The organism is Roseovarius salincola (assembly GCF_026891095.1).
Taxonomy (GTDB): Bacteria; Pseudomonadota; Alphaproteobacteria; order Rhodobacterales; family Rhodobacteraceae; genus Roseovarius; species Roseovarius salincola.
In genome coordinates, this window is the sequence record NZ_JAPTNL010000018.1 from 26677 (window position 1) to 52929 (window position 26253).

Below are 26253 nucleotides of genomic sequence, written 5' to 3' on the forward strand. Positions count from 1 at the left end.
GAAACGATCCCCAACCCTGTGGCAATCGAAAAGATCACGCTTCTGTGAAGTTCATGTGCGACATTTCACCGCCAGACGGGACGGATCATGGCGTTGCCCGTCACCGGCCCCTCTGGTCCTTTGGGCCAAAACGCCATACATAGAACCCCGATATGGTGAATTTCTGGAAGGCTCTCGTGAAGGACAAACACAACGGCAGACTGACCCGCGACGGAATCCGCATTCATGAACGCGCGGATTTCGCAGGGATGCACAAGGCCGGGGAACTGGCGGCGCGCATTCTCGACGAGGTGGCCGACCACATCCATCCCGGCCAGACCACCGGCGCGATCGACGCGCTGATCGAAGACAAGGTCAATAAAGCCGGCGCGAAATCGGCGACCATCGGCTACAAGGGCTATCAGCACGCCAGCTGCATCAGCGTCAACCACGTGGTCTGTCACGGCATCCCCGGCGACAAGAAGCTGAAGGACGGCGATATCCTGAATATCGACGTGACCGTGATCGTGGATGGCTGGTTCGGCGACACCAGCCGCATGTTCGTCGCCGGCAAGCTGAACCGCAAGGCCGAGCGGCTGATCGAGGTGACGCATGATTCGCTGATGAAGGGGATCGAGGCCGTGAAACCCGGCAATACCTTCGGCGATATCGGCCACGCCATCCAGACCTTCGTCGAAGGCAACCGCATGTCGGTCGTGCGCGATTTCTGCGGGCATGGGCTGGGACGTGTGTTCCATTCGCCCCCCAACGTGCTGCATTATGGCCGCGAAGGCACCGGCCCGGTGCTGGAAGAAGGCATGTTCTTCACCATCGAACCGATGGTGAATCTCGGGCGTCCCGAAACCAAGGTGCTGGCCGATGACTGGACAGCCGTGACGCGCGACAAGTCGCTTTCGGCGCAGTTCGAGCATTCCATAGGCGTCACGTCGGATGGCTGCGAGATCTTCACCCTCTCGCCCGCAGGCCGCTTCCACCCGACCTGGACCACCGGCTAGGCGGACGCGCCCGGCGCCTGCCCGCCCTGCCCCGCCGGGTGGTGGAACCGCGCCAGGAAACGCGCCATTTCCGCATCGCTCGCGGGCGTTCCGGTATAGATGCGCGCATAGAACGGCACCCGCTCGAGCCGCGTGTCGAGGGTCTCGCGCACCTGCATCGAGATATAGCCGATCTGCCCGTGATAAAGCGTGCTGACGCGCACATGGGCGTCCTGCGGGTCATAGCCGTGCCCCTCCAGCATCGCCTGCAAGGCATTGATGCGGCGCGTATCGGCATCCTTGAGCCGCGCCATCACCGCACGCGACTGCAGCGCCCAGCCGCGAATGGCGAATTCCAGCTGGGGATCGAAACAGGTCTCGTCGATGAAACAGGCGATCACGTTCAGCACCGCCTCGTTGGCACTGGCGCCATAGGCCTGCGCGGCGGCCAGCAGGCCTTGGGTATTGGTGGCCTCCCAGTGATCCAGCAACGCCTCCAGAAGATCGGCGCGATCCTTGAAGAACCAATAGAAACTGGTGCGCGACAGGCCCAGCCCGCTGGCAAGCGGCTGGATCTTGACCGCGTCCACTCCGCGCCCGATCAGCGCGCCAAGCGCCGCCTCCAGCCAGACCTCGCGCGAGCCGCGCCAGCCACTCTCCTTGCCCGCACTCATCGCACCCCCCGCCTGACAGCGGGCCATTCGCCCCGCAGGAAATATACACTCATGTCGTTATACTTGACATGAGTGTATAGTTTTTTCAACCTCCACCGGACAACCCCAGATTCGGGAGGCCAGCCGATGTCCAGCGATCCCCTGCTTCAGCCCTACAAGCTCAAGCATCTGACCTTGAAGAACCGCGTGCTGATCTCGGCGCATGAACCGGCCTATGCCGAAGACGGCCTGCCCAAGGACGCCTATCGCGCCTATCACGCCGAGCGCGCGCGCGGCGGCGTGGCGCTGACCATGACCGCCGGGTCGGCTGTCGTCTCAAGGGACAGCCCGCCCGCCTTCAACAACATCCTCGCCTATAAGGACGAGGTGGTCGGCTGGATGAAGAAACTCACCGACGAATGCCACGACCATGATTGCGCGGTGATGATCCAGCTCACGCATCTGGGCTGGCGCACCCGCTGGGACAAGGGCGACTGGCTGCCTTCCCTTGCACCGGGACATGAACGCGAACCCGCGCATCGCGCCTTTCCCAAGAAGGTCGAGGAATGGGACATCGCCCGGATCGTCACCGATTACGCCGATGCCGCCGAACGCATGCAGGCGGCCGGGCTCGACGGGATCGAGCTGGAATCCTACGGGCATTTCATGGATGCGTTCTGGTCGCCCCGGCTCAACGATCTCGATGCGCCCTATGGCGGCGATCTGGACAACCGGATGCGCTTTGCCTTCGAGGTGCTGGGGGCGATCCGCGACCGGGTCGGCCCGGATTTCATCGTCGGGATGCGCTATGTGGCCGACGAGCAGCTTGAAAACGGCATCACCCGCAATGATGGGCTCGAGATAACCCGGCGGCTCAAGGCCAGCGGCTTCGTGGATTTTCTCAACGTGATCCGTGGCCATATCGAGACCGACGCCGCCCTCACCGACGTGATCCCGGTGCAGGGGATGCGCAGCGCGCCGCATCTGGATTTCGCCGGCGAGATCCGCGCCCAGGTGCAGGTGCCGGTATTTCACGCCGCGCGCATCCCCGATGTGGCCACCGCGCGCCACGCCATCGAAAGCGGCAAGCTCGACATGGTCGGCATGACCCGCGCCCACATCACCGAACCCCATATCATCCGCAAGGTGATGGCCGGAGAAGAGGATCGCATCCGCCCCTGCGTGGGCGCGAATTACTGCCTCGACCGGATCTATCAGGGGGGCGCGGCGCTGTGCATCCACAACCCGGCAACCGGGCGCGAGCTGAGCCAGCCGCATGTGATTCCCGCAGCGGACAGGCGCAAGCGCGTGGTGATCGTGGGCGCGGGACCGGCGGGCATGGAGGCCGCGCGCGTCGCCGCCGAACGCGGCCATGACGTGGTCGTATACGAGGCCGCCAACGATCCCGGCGGGCAGATCCGCCTGTCGGCGCAATCGGCGCGCCGCCGCGAGATGATCTCGATCATCGACTGGCGCATGGCCGAATGCGAGCGCCTGGGCGTGCGCTTTCACTTCAACGCCCTCGCCGAGGCCGGCACAGTGATTGCCGACGCGCCCAATGTGGCGGTGATCGCCACCGGCGGGCTGCCCCATACCGACATGCTGCGCGCGGGCAACGAGCTTGTGGTCTCGGCCTGGGATATCCTCTCGGGCGACGCGCAGCCGGGGCAGAACGTGCTGATCCATGACGAGGCGGGCGACAATGCCGCCCTTCAGGCCGCGCAGCTCATCGCCGAAGCCGGTGGCAAGGTCGAGATCATGACCCCCGACCGCAGCTTTTCGCCCGAGGTCATGGGCATGTCGCTGACCCCTTACATGCGCGCGCTGCAAAAGCTGGATACCACCTTCACCGTCACCTGGCGCCTTCTGGCGGCGCATCGCGACGGCAACCGATTGCGCGCCGAGATCGGCAGCGATTACGATTCCGTGACGCGCCAGCGCCATGTCGATCAGATCGTGGTCAATTACGGCACACGGCCGCTCGACGATCTCTATTTCGACCTGCGCCCGCAGTCATCCAATCACGGCGAGGTCGATTACGACGCGCTGATCGCGGGCACGCCCCAGACGATCACCCGCAACCCCGAGGGCGGCTTCCAGCTCTTCCGCATCGGTGACGCGGTCTCATCGCGCAACACCCATGCTGCGATCTACGACGCCCTTCGCCTGCTGAAGGCGGTGTGACACCAGCACCACCACCAAACCCCGCCCTTCATCTGGCCTGAAATACCTCGGGGGGTCCGGGGGGCTGGCCCCCCGGCCTTGACCAATGTTGCGCCACCACCTGACGCGCCGGGTCCCGATCTGAGATCGGCTCCCGCAGCCTTGATCAGGAAGGGGTTTCACCATGGATGCTACAATGGCGCTTCTCACAGAGCATGGCGGCCATCGGCGCAACCGGAAATGGCCGGGTCGACGAACTGCCGCCCCGGAACAGTCGACCGGTGTCGGTCAGCGCAGGACAGGATCGCCGACTTGCGGGACGGGTATCCGCAATTCGCGACGCGCCTGACGGATGATCGTCTCAGCGCCCTGAATCGCCAGCACAGCCATGATGCCCGCCACGGTGATGTCTGGCCAGCCGGTGCCGGTCCCGAATACACCCAGAGCCGCAGCCAGTACCGCAAGGTTCGCCACCACGTCGTTGCGCGAGCAAATCCAGACCGAGCGCATGTTCGCATCGCCATCGCGCCAAGCATAGAGCAACCCGAGGCAAGCCATGTTCGCGATCAGCGCGGCGATCCCGACCGCCCCCATTGCGCCCCAGGATGGCACCGTTCCCGTCAGAGCATGCCAGATGACATTGCCGACCACCCACAGGCCGAAAAGCCCCATCGAGGCACCCTTGACCAAGGCGGCGCGGGCACGCCAATGCAGCCCTAGACCCAGCACGAAAAGGCTGATGCCGTAGTTCGCGGCGTCGGCGAAGAAGTCGAGCGCATCCGCCTGAAGCGCAGCAGAGCCAGCGGCAAGCCCGGCCACGATCTCGACGAGGAACATCGCGGCGTTGATCGTCAACACGATCCACAGGATCGCGCGGTAGCGGCCCGGCGCAGCGGCCCGGGAGGAACAGGTATCATCGCTGTAGCAGGGCATGATCCCGACTCGCGGTTATGGCGTTCGCGCGCTAGACTGGGGCCTATAGCCACTATAGGGTCAAGGGGATTCATGACGGTTCGCACGCTGAAGATCGGCGATCTCGCCCGGGAGACCGGCACCAAGGTCGTCACCATCCGCTACTATGAAAAGATCGGCCTGCTGCCGGAACCGGAGCGCAGCGCAAGCAACTATCGTACCTACACGGGCGAAACACTCGACCGGCTGCACTTCATCCGACGCTGTCGGGCGCTCGGCTTCCCGCTTGACCAGATCCGCGCGCTGCTCGACCTGTCTTCCGATGCGGAGCGACCCTGTGACGATGTCGATCGCATGGCCGCCAGTCACCTTGCCGAAGTCGAGCGCAAGATCGCGGATCTGACCCGCCTGGCCAAAGAGCTGCGCAGCATCTCCGCATCCTGCCAAGGTGGCGGCACGATCTCGAGCTGCTGTATCATTGACGCCCTGTCGCCCGGTCAAGCCGCGGACATGTGACGAGAACAGCACCCATATTCGGGATCAGATCATTCCTTGTTCCATTCCTGGCCACATTGTCCCGCCTGTCGGATCTCGGCCCGGTGCCGGTAGCGGCCAGCGGACGTAAAACAGGCCGTGTCGTGATCTGCTCGAATACGCATGCAGCTTCATCTTGTGTCACACCTGTGTGTCACACCGCTCTAGTATTCATCTATCATATTGATCTGTAAGGAATTGGTGGAGCCTAGGGGGATCGAACCCCTGACCTCTTGCATGCCATGCAAGCGCTCTCCCAGCTGAGCTAAGGCCCCATCCTGCGGGCCGACTGGCCCGTCATTCGCCGCTATCTAGGCAAAGCGGCAGGCGGGATCAAGTGGAAAATCCCGCCTTTTCGCGTTCAGCTTTCGTTGTCTTCGGTCGAGACGTCGGCGATCTCGTCGAGCGACACGCTGTCCTCGTCGTCATCGTCCAGAACGTCATCCCCGAGGTCCACATCGACTTCGTCATCTTCCAGCACTTCGCTGTCGTTGCCGGTTTCAGCGGACTTCATCTTCTTGGTTTCGGCGTCTTCCTCATCGGCGGTGATCGACCGGCTCTTGCCGGTGTCCATCTCGACGACCTCGCCCGTATAGGGGCTTACGATCGGGTTCTTGTTCAGGTCGTAGAACCGTTTTCCGGTGGTCGGGCAAACGCGTTTGACGCCCCATTCTTCCTTGGGCATGGGTGATCCCCTTTGGCTCTTTCTGTCTTGTCGACGGTCAGCGCCACCTGCCATAACGCGACAAAGGTGTCAAAGGCTTTAAGCAGCCCCGTGCATACCGTCGATCAGGAGGGCATATGGGCCACCACATCCTGCCGGGCAACCCCCCTCTGGCGCTGACGCTGCGCCGCTCGCCACGCGCGCGGCGGATTTCGCTGCGCGTGTCGCGTCTTGACGGGCGGGTCACGCTGACCTTGCCGCGCGGCGTGCGCGAGGGCGAGGCGCTGGATTTCGCCCGCACCAAGGAAGACTGGCTGCGCGCGCAGCTCGAGGCGCGCCCGCAAACGGTGCAGGTGGCACCGGGGGCACAGATCCCGGTTGAGGGGCGCCTGCTGCGAATCGTACCCGGCCCGGGGAGGCGAATCGTGCTTGATGGCGACGACATCGCCGTGCCCGGCCCCGCCGACGCGGCCCCGGCGCGGCTCAGGGCCTGGCTCAAGGATCTGGCGCGCGACCGCCTTGCGGCGGCCTCGGATCGCCACGCGGCGGCGCTGGGGCGGCCCTATGCGCGGCTCACGCTGCGCGACACGCGATCGCGCTGGGGGTCCTGCTCAAGCGGCGGCGGGCTCATGTATTCCTGGCGGCTGGTCATGGCCGCGCCCGAGGTGCTGGATTACGTCGCCGCGCATGAGGTGGCGCATCTGGCCGAGATGAACCACTCTCCCGCTTTCTGGGCCGTGGTCGCGCGGCTCTGCCCCGGCTACGAGACGCCGCGACACTGGCTGCGCGAGCATGGCACCGGGCTGCACCGCTATCGCTTTGACGCCTGAGCCGCACCGCCTGCCCATTTGAGCGATTGACCTTGGCGGGTTTCGTGATCACAAAAGAGGAATGCTGCTCAATCCGCGCCCCGATCCGGCCCCGTCGGCCCATGACCGCGTCTATCGCGGGCTGCGCGGGCGAATCATGCATGGCGAACTGGCCCCCGGGCTGGCCCTGACCCTGCGCGGCATCGGCGCGGAATTCGACGTGTCGATGACCCCCGCGCGTGAGGCCGTGCGCCGCCTCTCGGCCGAAGGCGCGCTGACGATTTCCAGCTCGGGGCGGGTTTCGACCCCGGAGCTGAGCAATGAGCGGATCGAGGAACTGGTCGCCCTGCGCGCCCTGCTCGAGGTGGAACTGGCCAGCCGCGCCCTGCCGCGCGCCCACATCGCCCTGATCGAACGGCTGCAAAGCATCAATTCGCGCATTGCCGAGGATATCGCCCGCCAGGATGCCGTGGCCTATATCCGCCGCAACCTGGAATTCCACCGCACGCTTTACCTGCGCGCCCAGACGCCCGCGATGCTGGCCATGGCCGAAACCGTCTGGCTGCAACTGGGGCCGACCATGCGCGCGCTTTACGGGCGGCTGCGCCGCAAGGACCCGCCGCATTATCACCGCCTGATCATCAGCGCCCTCAAGGCCGGGGATGAACCGGGGCTGCGCCTCGCGGTGCGCTCGGACGTGACCCAGGGCCTGCGGATGCTGGTGACCTGAACGGCCATGGACCTGCCCACCCTGCTGATCGCTCTTGGCGCGCTGTTCCTTGTCGGGCTGGCGGCGGATACCATCGGGCGGCGCACAAGGCTGCCGCGGGTGACGTTGCTGCTGGCCTGTGGCATCGCGGTGGGCGGTTCGGGCTTCGACCTTATACCGCCACAGGTTCAGGCGCTTTATGAATTCCTGTCAGTAACGGCGCTGACGATGGTGGCCTTCGTGCTGGGCAACGCGCTGACGCGCAAGAACCTCGTGCGCCATGGCCGCGTGATCCTGTCGGTTTCGGCGATGATCGTGCTGGTGACGGTCGCCACCGTCGGGCTGGGGCTTTGGCTTTTGGGACTGCCGCTGGCGGTTGCGCTGGTTCTGGGCGCCATCGCCACGGCAACCGCCCCCGCCGCCACTCAGGACACGATCCGCCAAAGCGGCCTCAAGGGGCCGTTCGTCGATCAGCTCAGGGGGATCGTCGCCATCGACGACGCCTGGGGCGTGATGGTCTTTTCGGTGGTGGTGGTGCTGGCGCTTGGCCTTGGCGGCGACCCCGCGCCCCACCTTCTGCGCGACGCCGCATGGGAGATCGGCGGCGCGCTGGCGCTTGGCGCGGCGATCGGGCTGCCCTCGGCCTGTCTGACCGGGCGCTTGCGGCGCGGCGAGCCGATGCTGACCGAAGGGTTGGGCATCGTCTTCCTGACCGCCGGACTGTCGATCTGGGCGGATGTGTCCTTTCTGCTGGCGGGCATGACGGCGGGCGCGGTCATCGCCAATTTCGCCCGCCACCACGATCGCGCCTTCCACGAGATCGAACATGTGCAATGGCCGTTCATGATCCTGTTCTTCCTGCTGGCGGGCGCGTCGCTGAAAATCGGCGTGGTGGCACAACTGGGCGTGATCGGGCTGGCCTATGTCGTGCTGCGGATCATGGCGCGGCTGGCGGGGGGCTGGCTGGGCGGCGCGCTGGCCGGGGCCTCGCCCGCAGAGCGGCCCTGGTACGGCATCGCGCTTTTGCCTCAGGCGGGGGTGGCGGTGGGCATGGCGCTGGTCGCCGCGCGCCAGTTTCCCGAGCATGCCGACATGGTCCTCAGCCTGACCATCGCCACCACCGTGATATTCGAACTGATCGGCCCGGTCGCGACCCTCTGGGCGATCCGGCGCGTTCAGGGCCGCCGCGACGCGCCCTGACCGCCCCGCCGCAAGCGCCGCCGCGCTTCAGGCGGCCAGACCCTTGGAGCCCATGTTGAGAAACTTGTCGCGCCGGTCCTGCACCAGCTTCCCGGGGCTTTTGCCGTCCAGCTCGCTCAGCATGGATTCAATCGCCTTGCCGACGCTGGCAATGGTCTTTTCACGGGCGCGATGCGCGCCGCCCAGCGGCTCTTCGATCACCCGGTCGGCAACGCCCAGCCGGGTCAGGTCCTGCGCCGTCAGGCGCAGCGCCTCGGCGGCCTCGCGCATCTTCTCGGCATCCTTCCACAGGATCGACGCACAGCCTTCGGGACTGATCACCGAATAGATCGAATGCTCCAGCATCGCCAGCCGGTTGGCCGTGGCAAAGGCCACCGCACCGCCCGAGCCGCCCTCGCCGATGATCACGCTGACCAGCGGCACGCCGATCTGAAGGCATTTTTCCGTTGAGCGCGCGATCGCCTCGGACTGGCCGCGTTCCTCGGCGCCCTTGCCGGGATAGGCGCCCGGCGTGTCGACCAGCGACACCACCGGCAGGCCGAACTTGTCGGCCATCTCCATCAGACGAATCGCCTTGCGATAGCCTTCGGGCCGGGCCATGCCGAAATTGCGCTCGATCCGGGATTTGGTGTCATTGCCCTTCTCATGGCCGATCACCATCAGCGGGCGCCCGTCCAGACGCGCCAGCCCGCCCATTACCGCGTGATCGTCGGCAAAGTTGCGGTCGCCAGCCAAGGGCGTGTATTCGCTGAACAGCGCCTTGATATAGTCGCGGCAATGCGGCCGGTCGGGATGGCGCGCCACCTGGCATTTGCGCCAGGGCGTGAGGTTCTTGTAGAGATCGCGCAGCATCGCGTCGGCCTTGCGGTCCAGCGCGCCGGCCTCCTCCTCGACATCCACGCCGTCGCCCGCGCGGGCCATGGCGCGCAGCTCTTCTGCCTTGCCTTCGATTTCCGCCAGCGGCTTTTCGAAGTCGAGGTAATTGGTCATCGCACACTCCAAGGTTGACGCGGCGATATATGGCCGCGCGGACGCCGGTTTGCAATCATATCGCACAGTCATGCCCATGAGAAAAGACAGCCCCGGCCATTGGCGCGGGGCTGTAAGTTGAAGGAAACGCAATACCCCGACACAACCGGGCGATTGCCTCTGTCCCGGCGCGGCAGTTCTGAAAGGGCCGTGCACCGGTGATCCGTATGAATTCGCGTGGGCTTCATGGCGCCCCAATGCATTACATGCCAAATCGGGAATGTAATCCTTGATCCAGATCAAGCCGACGGGCGCGCCACCTCCAGCGCCGCGCGCAGCGCCAGTTCCGGCGAGGCCAGCACCGGCACCCCCAGATCACCCAGGCGCCGCGCAGCCCCCGCCATCGAGGCCTGCGCCAGCACCACCGCGCCCAGCCCCGCGACATCCGGCGCCGCATCGCGGATCGCACCGGCAATGGCCGCCTCGAAGGCCTCGTGCTCGCCCGCCAGAAACAGCGGCCAGAACGCCGTGAGCGACAGCATGTGAACCCGCGCGGCCCCGCCTTCGGCCCTCATCGCGCTCTCAAGCAGCGCGCGGCTCGGCCCTGCGGTGCTATCGGCCGCAAAGGCCAGCATCACCCCACCGCCCAGCCGCGCCGCCGCCCGCATCATCGGCCAGTCGATCCGCATCGCGCCGGCTTCCTCCGCCGCCGCGCCGATCGTGGTGCAACTGCACAAGACCGGCCCGCCTGCCGCGCCCACCGCCTCGGCGATCTCCTGCGCCACATCCGGCGGCGTGCCGCCCCTGGCGCGCTCCAGCCAGTCGGGACGCACCACATGGCGCAGCACCGCATCCGGCGCGATCCGGTCGCGCAGCGCATCGAACGCCGCGCAATGCAGCGCCGCCGTGTGCAACAATGTCAGTGTCATCGCGCCCCCTCAGCCCTGCCCGGCCCATAGCACGGGGATCAGCGTCGCCACCAGCAAGGCCGCCATCACCCAGTTGAACGCCCTCAGCCGCGCGGGGTTCTTCAACAGCCGCCGCATCTGCTGGCCCAGCACCGTCCAGCTTGTCGTGCTGATCCCGGACACGGCCACATAGGTTCCCGCCACCCACATCACCGCCATGAGATCACGGCTCGCCGCATAAAGCGTGATCGCCGAAAGCGCCATCGACCAGGCCTTGGGATTGACCCACTGAAACGCCGCCGATTGCAGGAAGGTCAAGGGCCGCCCGCCCGCCTGCACCTCGCTGGGCGGTGCGGCATTGGCGATCTTCCAGGCAAGATACAACAGGTAAACCACGCTCAGCACCCGCAGAATCGCATAGCTTGCGGGCCAGAGGTCAAACACCTGCATCACCCCGACCCCCACCAGCGCCACCATCGCCGGAAACCCGAGTCCGATCCCCAGCATATGCGGCACCGAGCGCCGGAATCCGAAATTGGCCCCCGACACCATCAGCATCAGGTTGTTGGGCCCCGGTGTGATGACCGTGACGAAGGCGAATGCGACCAGCGCAGAGAACAATTCCAGTGTCATGTTCGCAACCCTATGCGCCCATACGCGCATTTGAATTGCGTTCTTTTGCGCCTGTCCAATTATTGTGCAATAATTCGCCTCCATGGACAGTATAGACGACCATATATTGCGCGAAGTTTCCCGCGACGGACGCATCAGCAACCTCGAACTGGCCGACCGCGTCGGGCTGTCGCCCTCGGCCTGCCTGCGCCGGGTCGCCGCGCTGGAGCGCTCGGGCGTGATCGCGGGCTATCGCGCGGTGCTTGACCGCGCCGCGCTCGGCGTCGGCTTCACCGCCTATGTCACGGTGGGGCTCAACGCCCACACCAAGGCCAGCCAGGAAGCCTTCGAACGCGCCATGTCCCGCGCGCCCGAAGTGGTGGAATGCCACAATATCACCGGCGCGGTGGAATATCTCCTGCGGGTCGAGGCCGCCGACCTCGCCGCCTACAAAAGCTTCCATACCGATGTGCTGGGAACCTTGCCGCAGGTGAACGCCATCACCTCCTATGTGGTCATGGGCTCGCCCAAGGACGAACGCGCCTGATCACATGAGAAGGGCCGGACGAAACCCGGCCCCTTCTTCTGTTCCGAAAATATCCCGGGGGGAGTCGCGCCCCGGCGCGACGGGGGGCAGCGCCCCCCTAGATCCGGCCTTTCCAGGGCACCAGCCATTTTTCGGCCTTGCGCATCAGGATGTCGATACCGTAGCCGATGATGCCGATCAGGATGATCCCCATGATCACGATATCGGTCAGCTGAAACCGGCTCGCGACCATGATCATCATGCCCGCGCCCTTTTCGGCGGCCACCAGTTCGGCGGCCACCACCGTGCCCCAGCAGACCCCCATCGCCACCCTGGCCCCGGTGAATATCTCGGGCAGGGAGTTGGGCATGATCACGTAGCGCATCAATTGCCACTTGCTGGCGCCCAGCGAATAGGCGGCATGCACCTTGGAGATCGCCACGCCCGACACGCCTGCACGCGCCGATATGGTCATGATCCAGAGCGCCGCCAGGAACAGGAGAATGACTTTGCCGGTCTCGCCAATCCCTGCCCAGATGATCACCAGCGGGATCAGCGCCAGCGGCGGCACGGGGCGCATGAATTCCACGATCGGATCGAACCAGCCGCGGAACCAGTCGCTCAGCCCCATCGCATAGCCCAGCGGAATGCCCACCAGCGCGCCAAAGAAGAACCCCACGATCACCCGGAACAGCGACCAGTAGAGATGCTCCCAGAGGGTGAAGTTCTGATAGCCCTGGCTTGCGATCTCGCCGACACGGGCAACCACCGCCTCCGGGGCGGGCAGCCAGATCGGCTCCATCTGCATCCCCTTGGCGGGGCTGAAATTCAGCGAGCCCTTCGAGGTGATCGCCACCTGGCCGTCGGCGACGCTAACGGTATCGCCGGGCGCGACGGGCTGACCATCAATCGCCACCACCTTGGCACCCTCGCTGCGCTTCACCTCGTCGTTCTTGTCCATCAACAACAACTCCGAGCGCCACGCGCCCACGGTGATCGCGTCATTCTTGGCGAAACCCTCCCCCGGTTCGATCTCGGGGTCCTCGACGCTTTCGCCCGCCCTGGAGACACGCGCATGAACCGTCGCATCGTCGCGCGACCCGTCCGGGGCCTCCAGCGTATAGGTGAACTGCGTATCCCCCACGAAGGGGCCGGGCGCATGGATCGGCACCCAGTTGCTGCCGGTGAACGCCCCCCACAAGAGAAAGATCGTCACCACCGAGATGACACTGGCCCAGCGATCCGGGCGCACCGCGCTTTCGTCGCCGAAGGTCACTGTCTTGAGCGAAATGAAATCATTGCGCTGCATCACCCCGCGCAACAGCTTGCGCACGATGAAGAAGGACAGAACGAAAACAAGGACATATATGATCAGAAGAGTCATCAGGCGGTCTCCTCGGTGCGGCCCATGATCTCTTCTTCCATGTCCCAGATCATCGACAGGATCTCTTCGCGTTTCTCACCGAACTCGGGGTTCTTCTTGACCTCGCGCAGGTCCTTGCCGACGCCTTCATCGGCGAATGGCAGGCGGTATTCCTTGTGAATGCGCCCCGGTCGCGGCGCCATCACCAGCAGGCGTTCACCCAGCAAAAGCGCCTCTTCCACCGAATGGGTGATCAGGATGATGGTCTTGCCGGTCTCCTTCCAGAGTTTCAGCACCAGCCCCTGCATCTTTTCGCGCGTCAGCGCATCGAGCGCGCCAAGCGGCTCGTCCATCAGGATCACGTCGGGGTCGTTGGCCAGGCATCGCGCCAGCGCCACGCGCTGCTGCATCCCGCCCGACAGCTCGTAAACCGCCTTGTCCTTGAAATCCTTCAGCCCCACCACCTCGAGCAGGTGATTGACCGAATCCATGTATTCCGCCTTGCTCCGCCCGGCCATACGCGGCCCGAAACTGACATTGTCGCGCACGCTCATCCACTCGAACAGCGCGCCCTGCTGGAACACCATGCCGCGTTCGGCATCCGGTCCCTTGACCTGATGGTCATCCAGCATGATCCGCCCCTCTGTCGGAGCCAGGAACCCCGCCAGGATGTTGAGCAGGGTGGTCTTGCCACAGCCCGACGGGCCAAGCACGCTCAGAAGCTCCCCGCTTTGCAGTTCAAGCGTTACATCCTTGAGAGCCTGCACATGGCCGCCCCCCGGCAGATCGAAACGCATCGATATATTTTCGATGGATAGCGTCGACATCCCGCCCCCGTTCTGGTTGTTGATCTGGTTGCTGAGGTCTCAATTGGCGCGGACCCGGACGCAGTAAGGCCCGGATCCGCGCTCGCTCAGGGATGGTCGATTACTGGCCGGCTGCCTGTTCCAGCGGCCCGACATTCACGTTGCTTTCATAGCTGTCGAGCGCGGCGTCGATGCTGCCGGCCTCCACGAAAACATCCGCGACACCCTTCATGAACTCCTGCGCGCCGCCGCCCAGCCACTTGGCCGTCAGCTGCTCTTCGACCGAGGGGAAGACGAAGGTGTCGATCGTGGCCGCGGTGGCCTCGACATCCATGCCGCTATCCTTGGCGATGACCGGCAGCATCTCGTCGCGGTTGGCCGGATCGGCCCACATCGCGTTGGCATCGCCCGTCACCTTGAGGAACGCCGCCACCACATCGGGGTTCTCGGCGATGAAATCCGACGGGCCGCTGGTCACGTCGAAGACAAGAATGCCCAGTTCCTCCTTTTCGGCGCCGGTGAGCAGCACGTTGCCATGCTCCTTGGCGCGCCGCAGGCTGCCGCCCCAGCCGCAGAACATGGCGACCGCGCCCTGCGCGATCGCCGCCGCGCCTTCGGGCGGGGCCATGTTGACCACATCGAGCGAGCCGACATCGACACCGAAATGATTCATCTGCTTCAGGAAGCCGTAATGCGCCGCCGTGCCCAGCGGCACCGCCACCTTCTTGCCGACCAGTTCACCGGCACTGTCCTTGTCGATCTCCAGCGCCTCGGCGACGACGCAGTTGTCGTTGTCCGAATAGGACACGGCCACATCGACCACCTGAAGATCCTGCCCGGCGCTGGTGGCGACCACGAAGGGCGGCACGCCCTGGCTGACCGAAAGCTGCACATCGCCGCTGGCCATCGCCGCGCTCATCGCCGTGCCGGTATCGAAGGCGCGCCAGTTCACCGTCATGCCCAGCGCCTCGTCATAGGTGCCCTGAACCTTGGCGTATTGGAACGGCATCGGCCATTCGAGGAAGTAGCCGACCGTCAGCTCCTGCGCATTGGCCGCGCCGGCCCCCGCCAGCATCGCCGTCCCGGCCACGGCCGACATCAGTTTCGTCTTGATTTTCATGTGAAATTCTCTCCCGTTGGTTTTCTTTTTTCATCCTGTCCGGGCCACCCGGCGCAAGGCCGCTTTTGCGACATCAGCAGTTGTCCCACCGTTGTGCAATCTTCATTGCCCGCTTATCGGAGCCGAATTTTGGATTCCGATCAACGCTTTTGTGCCTCTCAGTCAAGGATTTCGGCTTTCATGAAACGGCCATTTGGGGAAGGTGCATGAATATTTGGCGCGTTTGCGCACATGTAAACGGCGGGGCTTTTCCTCGCCGGTTTTTTTGGCAATAGTCAAAGGTGCCAACTGGCCCTATCCGAAGTACCGGATTCAAGGCTCAATTGCGGAAATTCGATCAAACCGGCCCCGGCCCGAGCGCGACATGCGGCCCAGGCCCCGCCGGTCCAGCCTGATGGAGCATCTCATGATGGACGGAAACCTGCCCAACGACATCGAAAAGATCGTCGAAGCCGATCGCGCGCATGTCTGGCATCACCTGACGCAGCACAAGCCCTTTGAAACCGGCGAGCCCCGGATCATCGTCGAGGGGCGCGGCATGCGCGTCTGGGACCAGCACGGCAAGGAACATATCGACGCCGTCTCGGGTGGCGTCTGGACGGTCAACGTGGGCTATGGCCGCGAGCGAATCGCCAATGCCGTGCGCGATCAGCTGATCAAGCTGAACTATTTCGCTGGCTCCGCGGGTTCGGTGCCCGGCGCGCTGTTCTCCGAAAAGCTGATCTCGAAAATGCCCGGCATGAGCCGCGTCTACTATACCAACTCGGGTTCCGAGGCGAACGAGAAGGCCTTCAAGATGGTCCGCCAGATCGCGCATAAGCGTTACGGCGGCAAGAAGCACAAGATCCTGTACCGCGAGCGCGACTATCACGGCACCACCATCGCCGCCCTGTCGGCCGGCGGCCAGGACGAGCGAAACGCCCAATACGGCCCCTTCACGCCGGGCTTCGTGCGCGTGCCCCATTGCCTTGAATACCGCGCCCAATGGGATCTTTCCGGCGAGGAATACGGCCAGCGCGCCGCCGACGCCATCGAGGAAGTGATCCTGGCCGAAGGCCCCGACACCGTCGGCGCGCTCTGCCTCGAGCCCGTGACGGCGGGTGGCGGCGTCATCGCCCCGCCGCCGGGCTACTGGCCGCGTGTGCAGGAGATCTGCCGCAAATACGACATCCTGCTGCATATCGACGAGGTCGTCTGCGGCGTCGGGCGCACCGGCACATGGTTCGGCTACCAGCATTACGGCGTCGAACCCGATTTCGTGACCATGGCCAAGGGCGTCGCCTCGGGCTATGCGGCGATCGCCTGCTGCGTGACCAACGAAAAAGTCTTCGACATGTTCAAGGAAGACGCCAGCGATCCGATGGATTACTTCCGCGACATCTCGACCTTCGGCGGCTGCACCGCCGGTCCGGCGGCGGCGCTGGAGAACATGGCCATCATCGAGGAAGAGGGCCTGCTCGAAAACACCTTGGCGATGGGCGATTACATGCTGGACCAGCTGAGCGCGCTCAAGGACAAGCACGAGGTCATCGGCGACGTGCGCGGCAAGGGCCTGTTCCTTGGCGCCGAGCTGGTCGCCGACCGCACCAGCAAGGACCCCGTGCCCGAGAAACAGGTGCAGGCGGTCGTCGGCGACTGCATGGCGCAAGGCGTGGTGATCGGCGCGACCAACCGCTCGATCCCCGGTTTCAACAACACGCTGTGCTATTCGCCCGCGCTGATCGCGCGCAAGGACGATATCGACCAGATCATCGAGGCGACCGACAAGGCGCTGACCAAGGTCTTCGGCTGAACTCCCACAGCCGGATTTTTCCCCACTCCCCGGCATCTTCGCATGCCGGGGTTTTTTATGTCCGGGGCAATGTGATCTTCGGCGCGGTTTCGCCTTGCACCCCCGCGCCGGGGCTGGCTCTCTCGCAGACAGGCGCGACTCATCCCGAGGCGCCGGCTGACCAGATGAACAGGAGCCACATGAAACCGAAACTTCCCCTTATCCTCGCCCTTTCCCTAGCCGCATCGCCCGCCGCGGCCCACCTGCCGCCCGGCGAATACGGCTCGTTCATGGCCGGGGTCACGCATCCGCTCTTCGGGCTCGATCACGTGCTGGCGATGATCGCGGTCGGCCTCTGGGCGGCACAGATCGGCGGGCGCGCGCTGTGGCAGGTGCCCACCGCCTTTGTCGGCGCGATGCTGGCCGGTTTCGGGCTGGCGCTGGCCGGAATGCCCCTGCCTCTTGTCGAGCCGATGATCCTCGCGTCGATCATGTTGCTGGGCCTTGTGGTCGCGCTGGCGCTGCGCCCCTCGGCTGGCTGGGCGATGGCCCTTGTCGGCGCATTGGCGCTGTTTCACGGTCATGCCCATGGCGGCGAGCTGGGCAGCGCGGCGGCGGTGCAATTCGGCGCGGGTTTCGCGCTGGCGACGGCGGGGCTGCATCTGGTCGGGCTGGCGGTCGCGCTGCTCTTTGCCCGCGCGCTGAGGAATGGGTCCGGCCTGGTGCTGCGCGCGATGGGCGCCGCTACCGGCTGTACCGGGGCGCTGATCGCCCTCGGCTGAATGCCCTGTCGTTAACCATTCCTCGACGTTTCGGGGCGCGCCACCAGCGCGCGCCCCGTTAACCACCCCGATTCCGCTCCGCGATACCGACACGATACCGACGTTGGACCGATGCGACGCCGATCACGGGTTTCGCTTGTTAATCAGAACGATATCACCGATTCGCGCGGCCCCTCAACCATCATGCACCGCGCGGCTGTCCTCGGGCGCCTCGTCGCGCTCATGCTTTCCGTAATCCCGGATCACGCTGACCACCCGCAGCCGGTAATCCGCGAACATCACGTTGCGCCCGGCCTTCTGCGCGCCCCTGTGCGCCTCCAGCTGACGCCAGCGTTCCACCGCCGCCTCATCCTCCCAGAAGCTCAGCGACAAGAGCTTGCCGGGGGTGGTCAGACTCTGAAAGCGTTCGACGCTGATGAAACCTTCGACCTGTTCGGCCAGCGGGCGCATCTTTGCGGCCATGTCCAGGTAAGGTTCCTGCTGGCCCTCTGCGGGTTCGACCTCGAATATCACGGCGATCATGGCATCCCTCCTGTTCTGCGCTCGGCCTGACCATCCCCCGGCAAGGCGCACCATTCAAGCCCCCGCGCATCCCCGGCAGCGACCGCCGCGCACGCATGACGCGCGCGGCGCGGGCGCAAATACATGTCTTGCGTGCATAAGACCAGATTGCCTCCGGAATAAGTCCAGCCTATCCTGACGTCATGGGAATTTCAGTCGAAACCTTCTTTCTCAATCCCGATGCCGAAGGCACGCTTCAGGCGAAGATCCAGCAGATGATCGCCGAGGGCATCCTTTCGGGCCGGTTCCGCAAGGGCGAGAAACTGCCAAGCTCGCGCAAGCTGGCGCGCCATCTGGGCGTCAGCCGGATCACCGTCACGCTGGCCTACACCGAATTGCAGGCCAGCGACTATCTCGAGGCGCGCGACCGATCCGGTTATTTCGTCTCGCAGAACGCACCCGAGCCGCCCGAGTTCGACGCCCGCGCACCGGGGCGGGATACCATCGACTGGTCGCGCGCATTGGGGCGGCGCTTTACCGGCGGCAACACGCCAGAGAAGCCGCAGGACTGGTCGCGCTACCGCTATCCCTTTGTCTTCGGGCAGACCGATCCGTCGCTTTTCGATCATGCCAACTGGCGGCACTGTGCGCTTCAGGCCCTTGGGCAAAAGGACTTTCAGGCGCTGACCACAGATTACTACGATCAGGACGACCCCAAGCTGATCGAGTTCATCCTGCGCCACACCCTGCCCCGTCGCGGCATCCTGGCCCAGCCCGACGAGATCCTTGTGACCATGGGCGCGCAGAACGCGCTTTGGCTGACCGCTCAGGTCCTGCTGACGCAAAGGCGCACCGCCGCCATCGAAGAACCCTGCTATCACGCGCTGCGCGATATCCTCATGCAATCGCGCTGCTATCTCGCCTCGGTCGACGTGGACCGCGACGGGCTGCCGCCCGCCGATCTGCCACGCTACGCCGATGTGATCTTCACCACGCCCAGCCACCAGGCGCCGACCAACGCGACCATGCCGATGGCCCGCCGCAAGGCGCTTCTGGAGAAGGCGCGCGAGATGGACGCGCTCATTGTCGAGGACGATTACGAGTTCGAAATCTCGTTTCTGCGCTCGCCCCTGCCGGCCCTGAAATCGCTCGATACCGATGGGCGGGTGATCTATGTGGGCAGCTTCTCCAAGTCGATCTTTCCGGGGCTGCGGCTGGGTTATCTGGTGGGCTCGCGCCAGTTCATCCGCGAATGCCGCGCGCTGCGCGCCAGCGTGCTGCGCCACCCGCCAGGCCATATCCAGCGCACGGCGGCCTATTTTCTGAGCCTCGGCCATTACGACAGCCTGATCCGGCGGATGGGGCAGGTTTTCTCGCGCCGCAGGCAGGTAATGGAACAGGCGCTTGCCGATCACGGACTGGACGTCGAAGGGCGCGGCGTGTTCGGCGGCTCGTCGATCTGGATGCGCGCGCCCGATGGCGTCGATACATCCGCGCTGGACGAGAGGCTGCGCGCGCGCTCGGTGCTGATCGAACCCGGACAGCCATTCTTTCGCGGCCCCGCGGCGCCGCGCAACTATTACCGGCTGGCCTATTCCTCGATCCCCTCCGAACGCATCCCCGACGGAATCGCGATCCTCTCCGAAGAACTGGCCCATCTGCGCCGACTGGCCCTATGATGGCGGCCATTCTGGCCCTACTGCCCATCTTCTCCCCAGCCTATTTTCCTCCCAAACCGCCACCCAAAGATCCCCATTTGCTCAGGAGAACTCCGATGAAAATGACGACAGAAGAAGCTTTTGTGAAGACGCTCCAAAGACACGGGATTGAACATGCTTTCGGAATCATCGGATCGGCGATGATGCCGATTTCGGATCTGTTTCCGGAGGCGGGGATCACGTTCTGGGACTGCGCGCATGAAGGCAGCGCCGGGATGATGGCCGATGGCTACACCCGTGCGACCGGCAAGATGTCGATGATGATCGCGCAGAACGGCCCCGGCATCACCAATTTCGTGACCGCCGTGAAGACCGCATATTGGAACCACACGCCGCTCTTGCTGGTGACGCCGCAGGCGGCCAACAAGACGATCGGCCAGGGTGGTTTCCAGGAGGTCGAGCAGATGGCCCTGTTCCAGGACATGGTCGCCTATCAGGAAGAGGTGCGCGATCCAAGCCGCGTGGCCGAGGTTCTGGCGCGGGTGATCTCGCAGGCCAAGCGCCTGTCGGGTCCGGCCCAGATCAACCTTCCGCGCGACTACTGGACACAGGTGGTCGATATCGAGCTGCCCGATGCGCTGGAGTTCGAGCGCTCGCCGGGTGGCGAGGATTCGGTGGCGCGGGCCGCAAAGTTGATATCGGAAGCCAAGAATCCGGTCATCCTGAACGGCGCAGGCGTGGTTCTGTCCGATGGCGGTATCGAGGCCAGCAAGACGCTGGCCGAGCGGCTGGATGCGCCTGTTTGCGTGGGATACCAGCATAACGACGCCTTCCCCGGCTCGCACCCTCTGTTCGCGGGGCCTCTGGGCTATAACGGGTCAAAGGCCGGGATGGAGCTGATCTCGCAGGCGGATGTGGTGCTGTGCCTTGGCACGCGTCTCAATCCGTTCTCGACGCTGCCCGGCTATGGCATGGAATACTGGCCCAAGGATGCCAGGATCATCCAAGTCGACATCAACCCCGACAGGATCGGCCTGACCAAGAAGGTCGAGGTCGGTATCGTCGGCGATGCGGCCAAGGTGGCCAAGGGGATCCTGTCGCAGCTTTCGGACACGGCTGGCGACGAGGGGCGCGACGCCCGCAAGGCGAAGATCGCCGAAACCAAGTCCCGCTGGGCGCAGCAGCTCAGCAGCATGGATCACGAGGAAGACGACCCCGGCACCAGCTGGAACGAGCGCGCCCGCGCCGACAAGCCCGATTGGATGAGCCCGCGCATGGCGTGGCGCGCGATCCAGTCCGCATTGCCGCGCGAGGCTATCATCAGCTCGGACATCGGCAACAACTGCGCCATCGGCAACGCCTATCCCTCTTTCGAGGTGGGCCGCAAATACCTGGCGCCGGGTCTGTTCGGACCCTGTGGCTATGGCCTGCCGGCAATCGTCGGCGCCAAGATCGGCTGTCCGGACGTGCCGGTCGTGGGCTTTGCCGGTGACGGCGCCTTCGGCATCGCGGTGAACGAGCTGACGGCGATCGGGCGCAGCGAATGGCCCGCGGTGACGCAGATCGTGTTCCGCAACTACCAGTGGGGCGCCGAAAAGCGCAACTCGACCCTATGGTTCGATGACAACTTCGTCGGCACCGAGCTGGATCAGGAAGTGAGCTATGCCGGGATCGCAAAGGCCTGCGGGCTCAAGGGCGTGGTCGCACGCACCATGGAAGAGCTGACCGACGCGCTGAACCAGGCGATCAAGGACCAGATGGAGAATGGCAAGACCACCCTCATCGAGGCCATGATCAATCAGGAGCTCGGCGAACCCTTCCGCCGCGACGCCATGAAGAAGCCCGTTCAGGTCGCCGGAATCGACAAGAACGACATGAAGCCTCAGAAGGTTTGATGGCAGACGCGCCCGACGCAACCACGCCGAGGCCGGTCGCCCTTGCTCTTGCGCAAGGCCCGGCCCCGGCGGCGAAGATCGCCTTGAGCGAAGGCAGCGATCCGCGCGTCGTGGCCGGGGCGCTGGCGGCGCGCGAGGCGGGAATCGCCGAGATCATCCTTGTGGGCGACAACGCGGACGTGCGCGCCGCGCTGGCCGCCGAGGGTGCGAAGGTTGGCGACGGGATCGAGATTCACGATCCCGCAACTTCGCCGCTGATTGATGATTTCACCGCCGCATACCACGATCTGCGCCGCCACAAGGGGCTCGATGAGGCCGCCGCGCGAAAGGCGGTTCAAAGCCCCTTGGTCTATGCCGCGATGCTGGTGCGCCAGGGCCATGCCGCAGGCACCGTGGGCGGGGCCGTGGCGACCACGCCAGATGTCGTTCGCAGTGCCCTCCAGGTCATCGGCAAGGCATCGGGCGCTGCGATGGTGTCGAGTTTCTTCCTGATGTATCCGCCCGAACACGCCGCAGGCGACGCGCGTGCCATGCTTTACTCCGATTGCGGGCTGGTCATCGACCCCTCGCCCGAGGAACTGGCCGCCATCGCCGCGAGTTCGGCCGCGTCCTGCCGCGCGCTGATGCGTCAGGAGCCGAAAATCGCTATGCTGTCCTTTTCCACCATGGGTAGTGCGCGCCATGCCAGCGTGACCAAGGTCACCGATGCGCTGAAGCACCTCAAGGACAGCCATCCCGAATTGCAGGCCGACGGGGAGTTGCAGTTCGATGCCGCTTTCGTACCCTCGGTCGCGGCCTCCAAAGCGCCGGGTTCGGACGTGGCCGGGCAGGCAAATGTTATGATCTTCCCCAATCTCGACGCCGGGAATATCGGCTACAAGATCACTCAGAGACTGGGTGGATATGCTGCCATCGGGCCCATTCTTCAGGGTTTGGCAAAGCCCGCCAATGACCTTTCGCGCGGCTGTGTCGCGCAGGATGTGACCGAAATGATCGCCGTGACCGTATTGCAGGCCCGCGCCTGATCCGGAAAACCGGGGCAGAGATCCCGGACAGACTTCAAGCAACCGCCATGTCGGGCGCCAATAGATGCCCCGCCGTGACCGACGCCAAACCAGGGAACGCCCGATGACACATCACCAGCCCAAGATCGAGACCTCGCCCAAGGTGTCCGACGAGGTGCGCAAGACCACCTGTTACATGTGTGCATGCCGCTGTGGCATCAACGTCCACATGAAGGACCGCAAGGTCGCCTATATCGAGGGCAACCGGGACCATCCGGTCAATCGCGGCGTCCTGTGCGCCAAGGGCAGCGCCGGGATCATGCAGCATAACGCCCCCTCGCGGCTGCGTGCACCGATGAAGCGGGTGGGGCCGCGCGGATCTGGCGAGTTCGAGGAAATCAGCTGGGACGAGGCGCTGGAGATCGCCACCGGCTGGCTTGCGCCGCTGCGCGCCGAAGCGCCCGAAAAGCTGGCCTTTTTCACCGGGCGCGACCAGTCGCAGAGCTTCACCAGCTACTGGGCGCAGAATTTCGGCACGCCGAACTATGCCGCGCATGGCGGGTTCTGTTCGGTGAACATGGCAGCGGCGGGTATCTACACGATGGGCGGCGCATTCTGGGAATTCGGCCAGCCCGACTGGGATCATACAAAACTGTTCATGATCTTCGGCGTCGCCGAGGACCATGACAGCAACCCCATCAAGATGGGCATCGGCAAAATCAAGGCGCGCGGCGCCAAGGTGATCGGGGTCAATCCGATCCGCTCGGGCTATAACGCGGTGGCCGACGAATGGGTCGGCATCACGCCGGGAACCGATGGGCTGTTCATCCTGTCGCTGGTGCATGAGCTTCTGCGCGCCGGGCGGATCGACCTGGATTACCTGGCGCGCTACACGAATGCGCCGGTTCTGGTGAACATGGACCCCGAGTCGCCCGAGCACGGACTCCTGATGCGCGACGAGGACGGCAAGACGCTGGTCATCGACCGCAAGACCGGCAAGCTGACGCCGTTCGACCAGAAAGGCGTGCAGCCGGACCTGTCGGCCAGTTACCGGCATGGCGGTATCACCCACAAGCCGGTGATGCACCTGATCGCGGAACGCTACATGGATGCGCAATACGCCCCCGAGGCCGTGGCCGGGCGTTGCGGCATCAGCGCCGACAAGATCCGCACCATCGCCGCCGAACTGGCCCGCGTGGCCTTTGACGAGGAAATCGTGCTGGACCAGGAATGGACGGATTTCCGGGGCGAAACCCATAAGCAGATGAAGGGCCGCCCGGTCGCATTTCACGCGATGCGCGGGATTTCGGCCCATTCCAACGGGTTCCAGACCTGCCGCGCGCTGCATGTGCTCCAGATCCTGCTGGGATCGGTCGAGGTACCTGGCGGTTTCCGCTTCAAGCCGCCCTATCCCAAGCCGGTCAGCGCCCACCCCAAGCCGCATAGCAAGGTGACGCCGGACAGCCCGCTGGATGGCCCGCACCTGGGTTTCGTGCAGGGGCCGGACGATCTGGCGCTCAAGGATGACGGCAGCCCGGTGCGGATCGACAAGGCGTTTACCTGGGAAAACCCGATGTCGGCGCATGGGCTGATGCATATGGTGATCTCGAACGCCCATGCGGGGGATCCCTACAAGATCGACACGCTGTTCATGTATATGGCGAACATGTCCTGGAATTCCAGCATGAACACGGGCGGCGTGATCGACATGCTGACCGACAAGGACGAGAACGGCGAGCATGTCATCCCGCATATCATCTATTCGGATGCGTATAGTTCCGAGATGGTCGCCTATGCCGACCTGATCCTGCCCGACACCACCTATCTGGAGCGCCATGACTGCATCAGCCTGCTGGACCGCCCGATCTGCGAGGCGGATGCGGCAGCGGATGCGATCCGCTGGCCGGTGGTCGAACCCGACCGCGATGTGCGCGGCTTTCAGTCAACACTGTGCGACCTTGGCGCACGGCTGGGCCTGCCGGGCTTCGTCAATTCCGACGGCAGCCAGAAATACGCCGACTACGCCGATTACATCACCAATCACGAGCGCAAGCCGGGCATCGGCCCGCTGGCGGGCTGGCGCAAGGGCGAGACCGGCCCGAGCCACGGGCGCGGCGCGCCCAACCCTGAACAGCTGGACCGCTATATCGAAAATGGCGGCTTCTTCGTGAAGCACATCCCCGACGCCGCCAGCTACTACAAGCCGTGGAACATGGCCTATCAGGACTGGGCCGTGGAACTGGGCATATTCGACAGCCCGCAGCCCTATATCTTCGACCTCTATGTCGAGCCGCTGCGCCGCTTCCAGCTGGCGGCCGAAGGCCATGGCGAACGCCAGCCCCCCGACCACCTGCGCGAACGCATCCGCGAAACGCTGGACCCGCTGCCGATCTGGTATCCGCCATTCGAGGATGGCGGCATCGATACCGAAGAGTTCCCGGTTCACGCCCTGACACAGCGCCCGATGGCGATGTATCACAGCTGGGGCAGCCAGAACGCATGGCTGCGCCAGATTCACGGGCACAACCCGCTTTACCTGCCGACCGGCCTCTGGGAGGCGAACGGCTTTGCCGAAGGGGATTGGGCGCGTGTCACCTCGGCGCATGGCGAGATCACCGTGCCGGTGGCGCATATGGCCGCGCTCAACGAAAACACGGTCTGGACCTGGAACGCCATCGGCAAGCGCAAGGGGGCCTGGGCGCTGGACAAGGACGCACCCGAAGCGACACGGGGCTTCCTTCTGAACCATCTCATTCACGAATTGCTCCCGCCCAAGGGCGACGGGCTGAGATGGGCGAATTCGGACCCGATCACCGGGCAGGCGGCATGGTTCGACCTGCGGGTGAAGATCGAAAAGGTGGCCGCTCCGGCCGAAAGCCAACCCGGCCTGCCGCAGATCCACTCGCCGGTGGGCCAGGGCCCCGATCATCTGGAATGGAAGGTGGGCAAATGACACAGCTACCTGAACGCACCGAAAAGAAGCTGGGCCTTGTGATCGACCTGGATACCTGCGTCGGCTGCCATGCCTGCGTGGTGTCCTGCAAGGGCTGGAACACCGAGAATTACGGTGCGCCCTTGTCCGATCAGGACCCTTACGGCAGCGCGCCGAGCGGCACATTCCTCAACCGCGTGCATTCCTACGAGGTGCAACCCGAAGAGGGCGCGGCGCAGCTCATTCATTTTCCGAAATCATGTCTCCATTGCGAGGACGCGCCCTGCGTCACCGTCTGCCCCACCGGCGCCAGCTACAAGCGGGTCGAGGACGGGATCGTGCTGGTCAACGAGACCGACTGCATCGGCTGCGGGCTTTGTGCATGGGCCTGCCCTTATGGCGCGCGCGAGATGGACGCGGCCGAAGGGGTGATGAAGAAATGCACGCTTTGCGTGGATCGCATCTATAACGAGAACCTGCCCGAGGAAGACCGGGAGCCGGCCTGCGTGCGCACCTGCCCGGCGGGCGCGCGGCATTTCGGCGACCTGGGAGACCCGGACAGCGACGTGTCGCAGTTGGTCGAGGCGCGCGGCGGTGTCGACCTGATGCCCGAACAGGGCACGAAGCCGGTCAACAAATACCTGCCGCCACGCCCCAAGGACCGGATGGACCGCCCCGCAGTGCAGCCCGAAGGCGATATCGACGTGCTGGCCCCGCTCCTGAAGCCGGTGGCGGAAGAGCCCAAGGGGTTCATCGGCTGGCTTGACAAGGCATTGGAGAAAATCTGA

Annotated in this window: 24 protein-coding genes and 1 tRNA gene; 14 read left to right on the top strand and 11 right to left on the bottom strand. The window is 64.7% G+C overall.

The window, feature by feature from the left end:
• Window positions 1-152 precede the first annotated feature (152 nt).
• Complete coding sequence (gene map, locus N5A93_RS16220) at window positions 153-995, top strand: type I methionyl aminopeptidase (protein ID WP_372920988.1); 843 nt, start codon at window positions 153-155, stop codon at window positions 993-995.
• Here the strand turns inward: map and N5A93_RS16225 are convergent.
• Window positions 992-1675: a TetR/AcrR family transcriptional regulator gene (locus N5A93_RS16225; RefSeq protein ID WP_268956146.1), complete on the bottom strand. Its 684-nt coding sequence runs from the start codon at window positions 1673-1675 to the stop codon at window positions 992-994. The two genes, map and N5A93_RS16225, sit on opposite strands and share 4 nt — an antisense overlap.
• A gap of 99 nt (window positions 1676-1774) precedes the next feature.
• Between N5A93_RS16225 and N5A93_RS16230 the strand changes: the two genes are divergently transcribed.
• On the top strand, window positions 1775-3811 hold the full coding sequence (locus N5A93_RS16230; RefSeq protein ID WP_268956147.1) for an oxidoreductase: 2037 nt from the start codon (window positions 1775-1777) through the stop codon (window positions 3809-3811).
• Window positions 3812-4078: 267 nt separating this feature from the next.
• Here the strand turns inward: N5A93_RS16230 and N5A93_RS16235 are convergent, their stop codons facing one another.
• Window positions 4079-4723, bottom strand: coding sequence for a cation efflux transmembrane domain-containing protein (locus N5A93_RS16235; RefSeq protein ID WP_268956148.1), 645 nt, complete (start codon window positions 4721-4723; stop codon window positions 4079-4081).
• A 72-nt stretch (window positions 4724-4795) separates the two neighbouring features.
• Here N5A93_RS16235 and N5A93_RS16240 point away from each other — a divergent pair, with 72 nt between their 5' ends.
• A complete protein-coding gene (locus N5A93_RS16240; protein WP_268956149.1) occupies window positions 4796-5218 on the top strand; it encodes a MerR family transcriptional regulator in 423 nt (140 codons plus the stop codon).
• A 217-nt stretch (window positions 5219-5435) separates the two neighbouring features.
• On the opposite strand, the gene N5A93_RS16245 is transcribed toward N5A93_RS16240, so the two are convergent.
• Together N5A93_RS16245 and N5A93_RS16250 are read right to left on the bottom strand one after the other, a co-directional pair.
• Window positions 5436-5511 (bottom strand) — tRNA-Ala (locus N5A93_RS16245).
• A gap of 86 nt (window positions 5512-5597) precedes the next feature.
• Window positions 5598-5921: a TIGR02300 family protein gene (locus N5A93_RS16250; RefSeq protein ID WP_268956150.1), complete on the bottom strand. Its 324-nt coding sequence runs from the start codon at window positions 5919-5921 to the stop codon at window positions 5598-5600.
• A gap of 116 nt (window positions 5922-6037) precedes the next feature.
• On the opposite strand from N5A93_RS16250, the gene N5A93_RS16255 reads away from it, so the two are divergent.
• The 3 genes from N5A93_RS16255 to N5A93_RS16265 all read left to right on the top strand — a co-directional run bounded on the left by N5A93_RS16255 (window position 6038) and on the right by N5A93_RS16265 (window position 8618).
• Window positions 6038-6730, top strand: a complete 693-nt coding sequence (locus N5A93_RS16255; RefSeq protein ID WP_268956151.1) for a M48 family metallopeptidase — start codon at window positions 6038-6040, stop codon at window positions 6728-6730.
• Window positions 6731-6791: 61 nt separating this feature from the next.
• Window positions 6792-7439 (top strand): GntR family transcriptional regulator, encoded by a 648-nt coding sequence (locus N5A93_RS16260; protein WP_328406997.1) that lies wholly within the window; start codon window positions 6792-6794, stop codon window positions 7437-7439.
• Between the two features lie 6 nt (window positions 7440-7445).
• On the top strand, window positions 7446-8618 hold the full coding sequence (locus N5A93_RS16265; protein ID WP_268956152.1) for a cation:proton antiporter: 1173 nt from the start codon (window positions 7446-7448) through the stop codon (window positions 8616-8618).
• A gap of 27 nt (window positions 8619-8645) precedes the next feature.
• On the opposite strand, the gene N5A93_RS16270 is transcribed toward N5A93_RS16265, so the two are convergent.
• The 3 genes from N5A93_RS16270 to N5A93_RS16280 form a co-directional block, all read right to left on the bottom strand.
• The gene (locus N5A93_RS16270; protein ID WP_268956153.1) at window positions 8646-9608 is read right to left on the bottom strand and encodes an acetyl-CoA carboxylase carboxyltransferase subunit alpha; all 963 of its coding nucleotides are present in this window, start codon (window positions 9606-9608) and stop codon (window positions 8646-8648) included.
• A gap of 278 nt (window positions 9609-9886) precedes the next feature.
• The gene (locus N5A93_RS16275; protein WP_268956154.1) at window positions 9887-10516 is read right to left on the bottom strand and encodes a hypothetical protein; all 630 of its coding nucleotides are present in this window, start codon (window positions 10514-10516) and stop codon (window positions 9887-9889) included.
• A gap of 9 nt (window positions 10517-10525) precedes the next feature.
• A complete protein-coding gene (locus N5A93_RS16280; RefSeq protein ID WP_268956155.1) occupies window positions 10526-11128 on the bottom strand; it encodes a LysE family translocator in 603 nt (200 codons plus the stop codon).
• A gap of 82 nt (window positions 11129-11210) precedes the next feature.
• Between N5A93_RS16280 and N5A93_RS16285 the strand changes: the two genes are divergently transcribed.
• Window positions 11211-11654 (top strand): Lrp/AsnC family transcriptional regulator, encoded by a 444-nt coding sequence (locus N5A93_RS16285; protein WP_268956156.1) that lies wholly within the window; start codon window positions 11211-11213, stop codon window positions 11652-11654.
• Between the two features lie 97 nt (window positions 11655-11751).
• Here the strand turns inward: N5A93_RS16285 and N5A93_RS16290 are convergent, their stop codons facing one another.
• The 3 genes from N5A93_RS16290 to N5A93_RS16300 all read right to left on the bottom strand — a co-directional run bounded on the left by N5A93_RS16290 (window position 11752) and on the right by N5A93_RS16300 (window position 14922).
• Window positions 11752-13017, bottom strand: a complete 1266-nt coding sequence (locus tag N5A93_RS16290) for an ABC transporter permease subunit (protein ID WP_268956157.1) — start codon at window positions 13015-13017, stop codon at window positions 11752-11754.
• The gene (locus N5A93_RS16295; RefSeq protein WP_268956158.1) at window positions 13017-13823 is read right to left on the bottom strand and encodes a taurine ABC transporter ATP-binding protein; all 807 of its coding nucleotides are present in this window, start codon (window positions 13821-13823) and stop codon (window positions 13017-13019) included. The genes N5A93_RS16290 and N5A93_RS16295 overlap by 1 nt, the downstream gene beginning before the upstream one ends.
• Window positions 13824-13923: 100 nt before the next feature.
• Entirely contained in the window at window positions 13924-14922 is a 999-nt protein-coding gene (locus N5A93_RS16300) for a taurine ABC transporter substrate-binding protein (protein WP_268956159.1), read from the bottom strand.
• A 409-nt stretch (window positions 14923-15331) separates the two neighbouring features.
• Between N5A93_RS16300 and N5A93_RS16305 the strand changes: the two genes are divergently transcribed.
• Window positions 15332-16714, top strand: a complete 1383-nt coding sequence (locus N5A93_RS16305) for an aminotransferase family protein (RefSeq protein WP_328407032.1) — start codon at window positions 15332-15334, stop codon at window positions 16712-16714.
• A 179-nt stretch (window positions 16715-16893) separates the two neighbouring features.
• Complete coding sequence (locus tag N5A93_RS16310; protein ID WP_268956161.1) at window positions 16894-17475, top strand: HupE/UreJ family protein; 582 nt, start codon at window positions 16894-16896, stop codon at window positions 17473-17475.
• 174 nt (window positions 17476-17649) lie between these two features.
• Here the strand turns inward: N5A93_RS16310 and N5A93_RS16315 are convergent, their stop codons facing one another.
• Entirely contained in the window at window positions 17650-17997 is a 348-nt protein-coding gene (locus tag N5A93_RS16315; protein WP_268956162.1) for an antibiotic biosynthesis monooxygenase family protein, read from the bottom strand.
• A gap of 182 nt (window positions 17998-18179) precedes the next feature.
• Here N5A93_RS16315 and pdxR point away from each other — a divergent pair, with 182 nt between their 5' ends.
• The 5 genes from pdxR to N5A93_RS16340 all read left to right on the top strand — a co-directional run bounded on the left by pdxR (window position 18180) and on the right by N5A93_RS16340 (window position 26253).
• A complete protein-coding gene (gene pdxR, locus N5A93_RS16320; RefSeq protein ID WP_268956163.1) occupies window positions 18180-19655 on the top strand; it encodes a MocR-like pyridoxine biosynthesis transcription factor PdxR in 1476 nt (491 codons plus the stop codon).
• Between the two features lie 95 nt (window positions 19656-19750).
• Window positions 19751-21529: a sulfoacetaldehyde acetyltransferase gene (gene xsc, locus N5A93_RS16325; protein ID WP_268956164.1), complete on the top strand. Its 1779-nt coding sequence runs from the start codon at window positions 19751-19753 to the stop codon at window positions 21527-21529.
• Window positions 21529-22554 carry a phosphate acetyltransferase gene (gene pta, locus N5A93_RS16330; RefSeq protein WP_268956165.1) on the top strand — a complete coding sequence of 342 codons (1026 nt, stop codon included), beginning with the start codon at window positions 21529-21531 and terminating at the stop codon, window positions 22552-22554. The genes xsc and pta overlap by 1 nt, the downstream gene beginning before the upstream one ends.
• A gap of 103 nt (window positions 22555-22657) precedes the next feature.
• The gene (locus N5A93_RS16335; protein WP_268956166.1) at window positions 22658-25486 is read left to right on the top strand and encodes a molybdopterin oxidoreductase family protein; all 2829 of its coding nucleotides are present in this window, start codon (window positions 22658-22660) and stop codon (window positions 25484-25486) included.
• Window positions 25483-26253: a 4Fe-4S dicluster domain-containing protein gene (locus N5A93_RS16340; RefSeq protein WP_268956167.1), complete on the top strand. Its 771-nt coding sequence runs from the start codon at window positions 25483-25485 to the stop codon at window positions 26251-26253. The genes N5A93_RS16335 and N5A93_RS16340 overlap by 4 nt, the downstream gene beginning before the upstream one ends.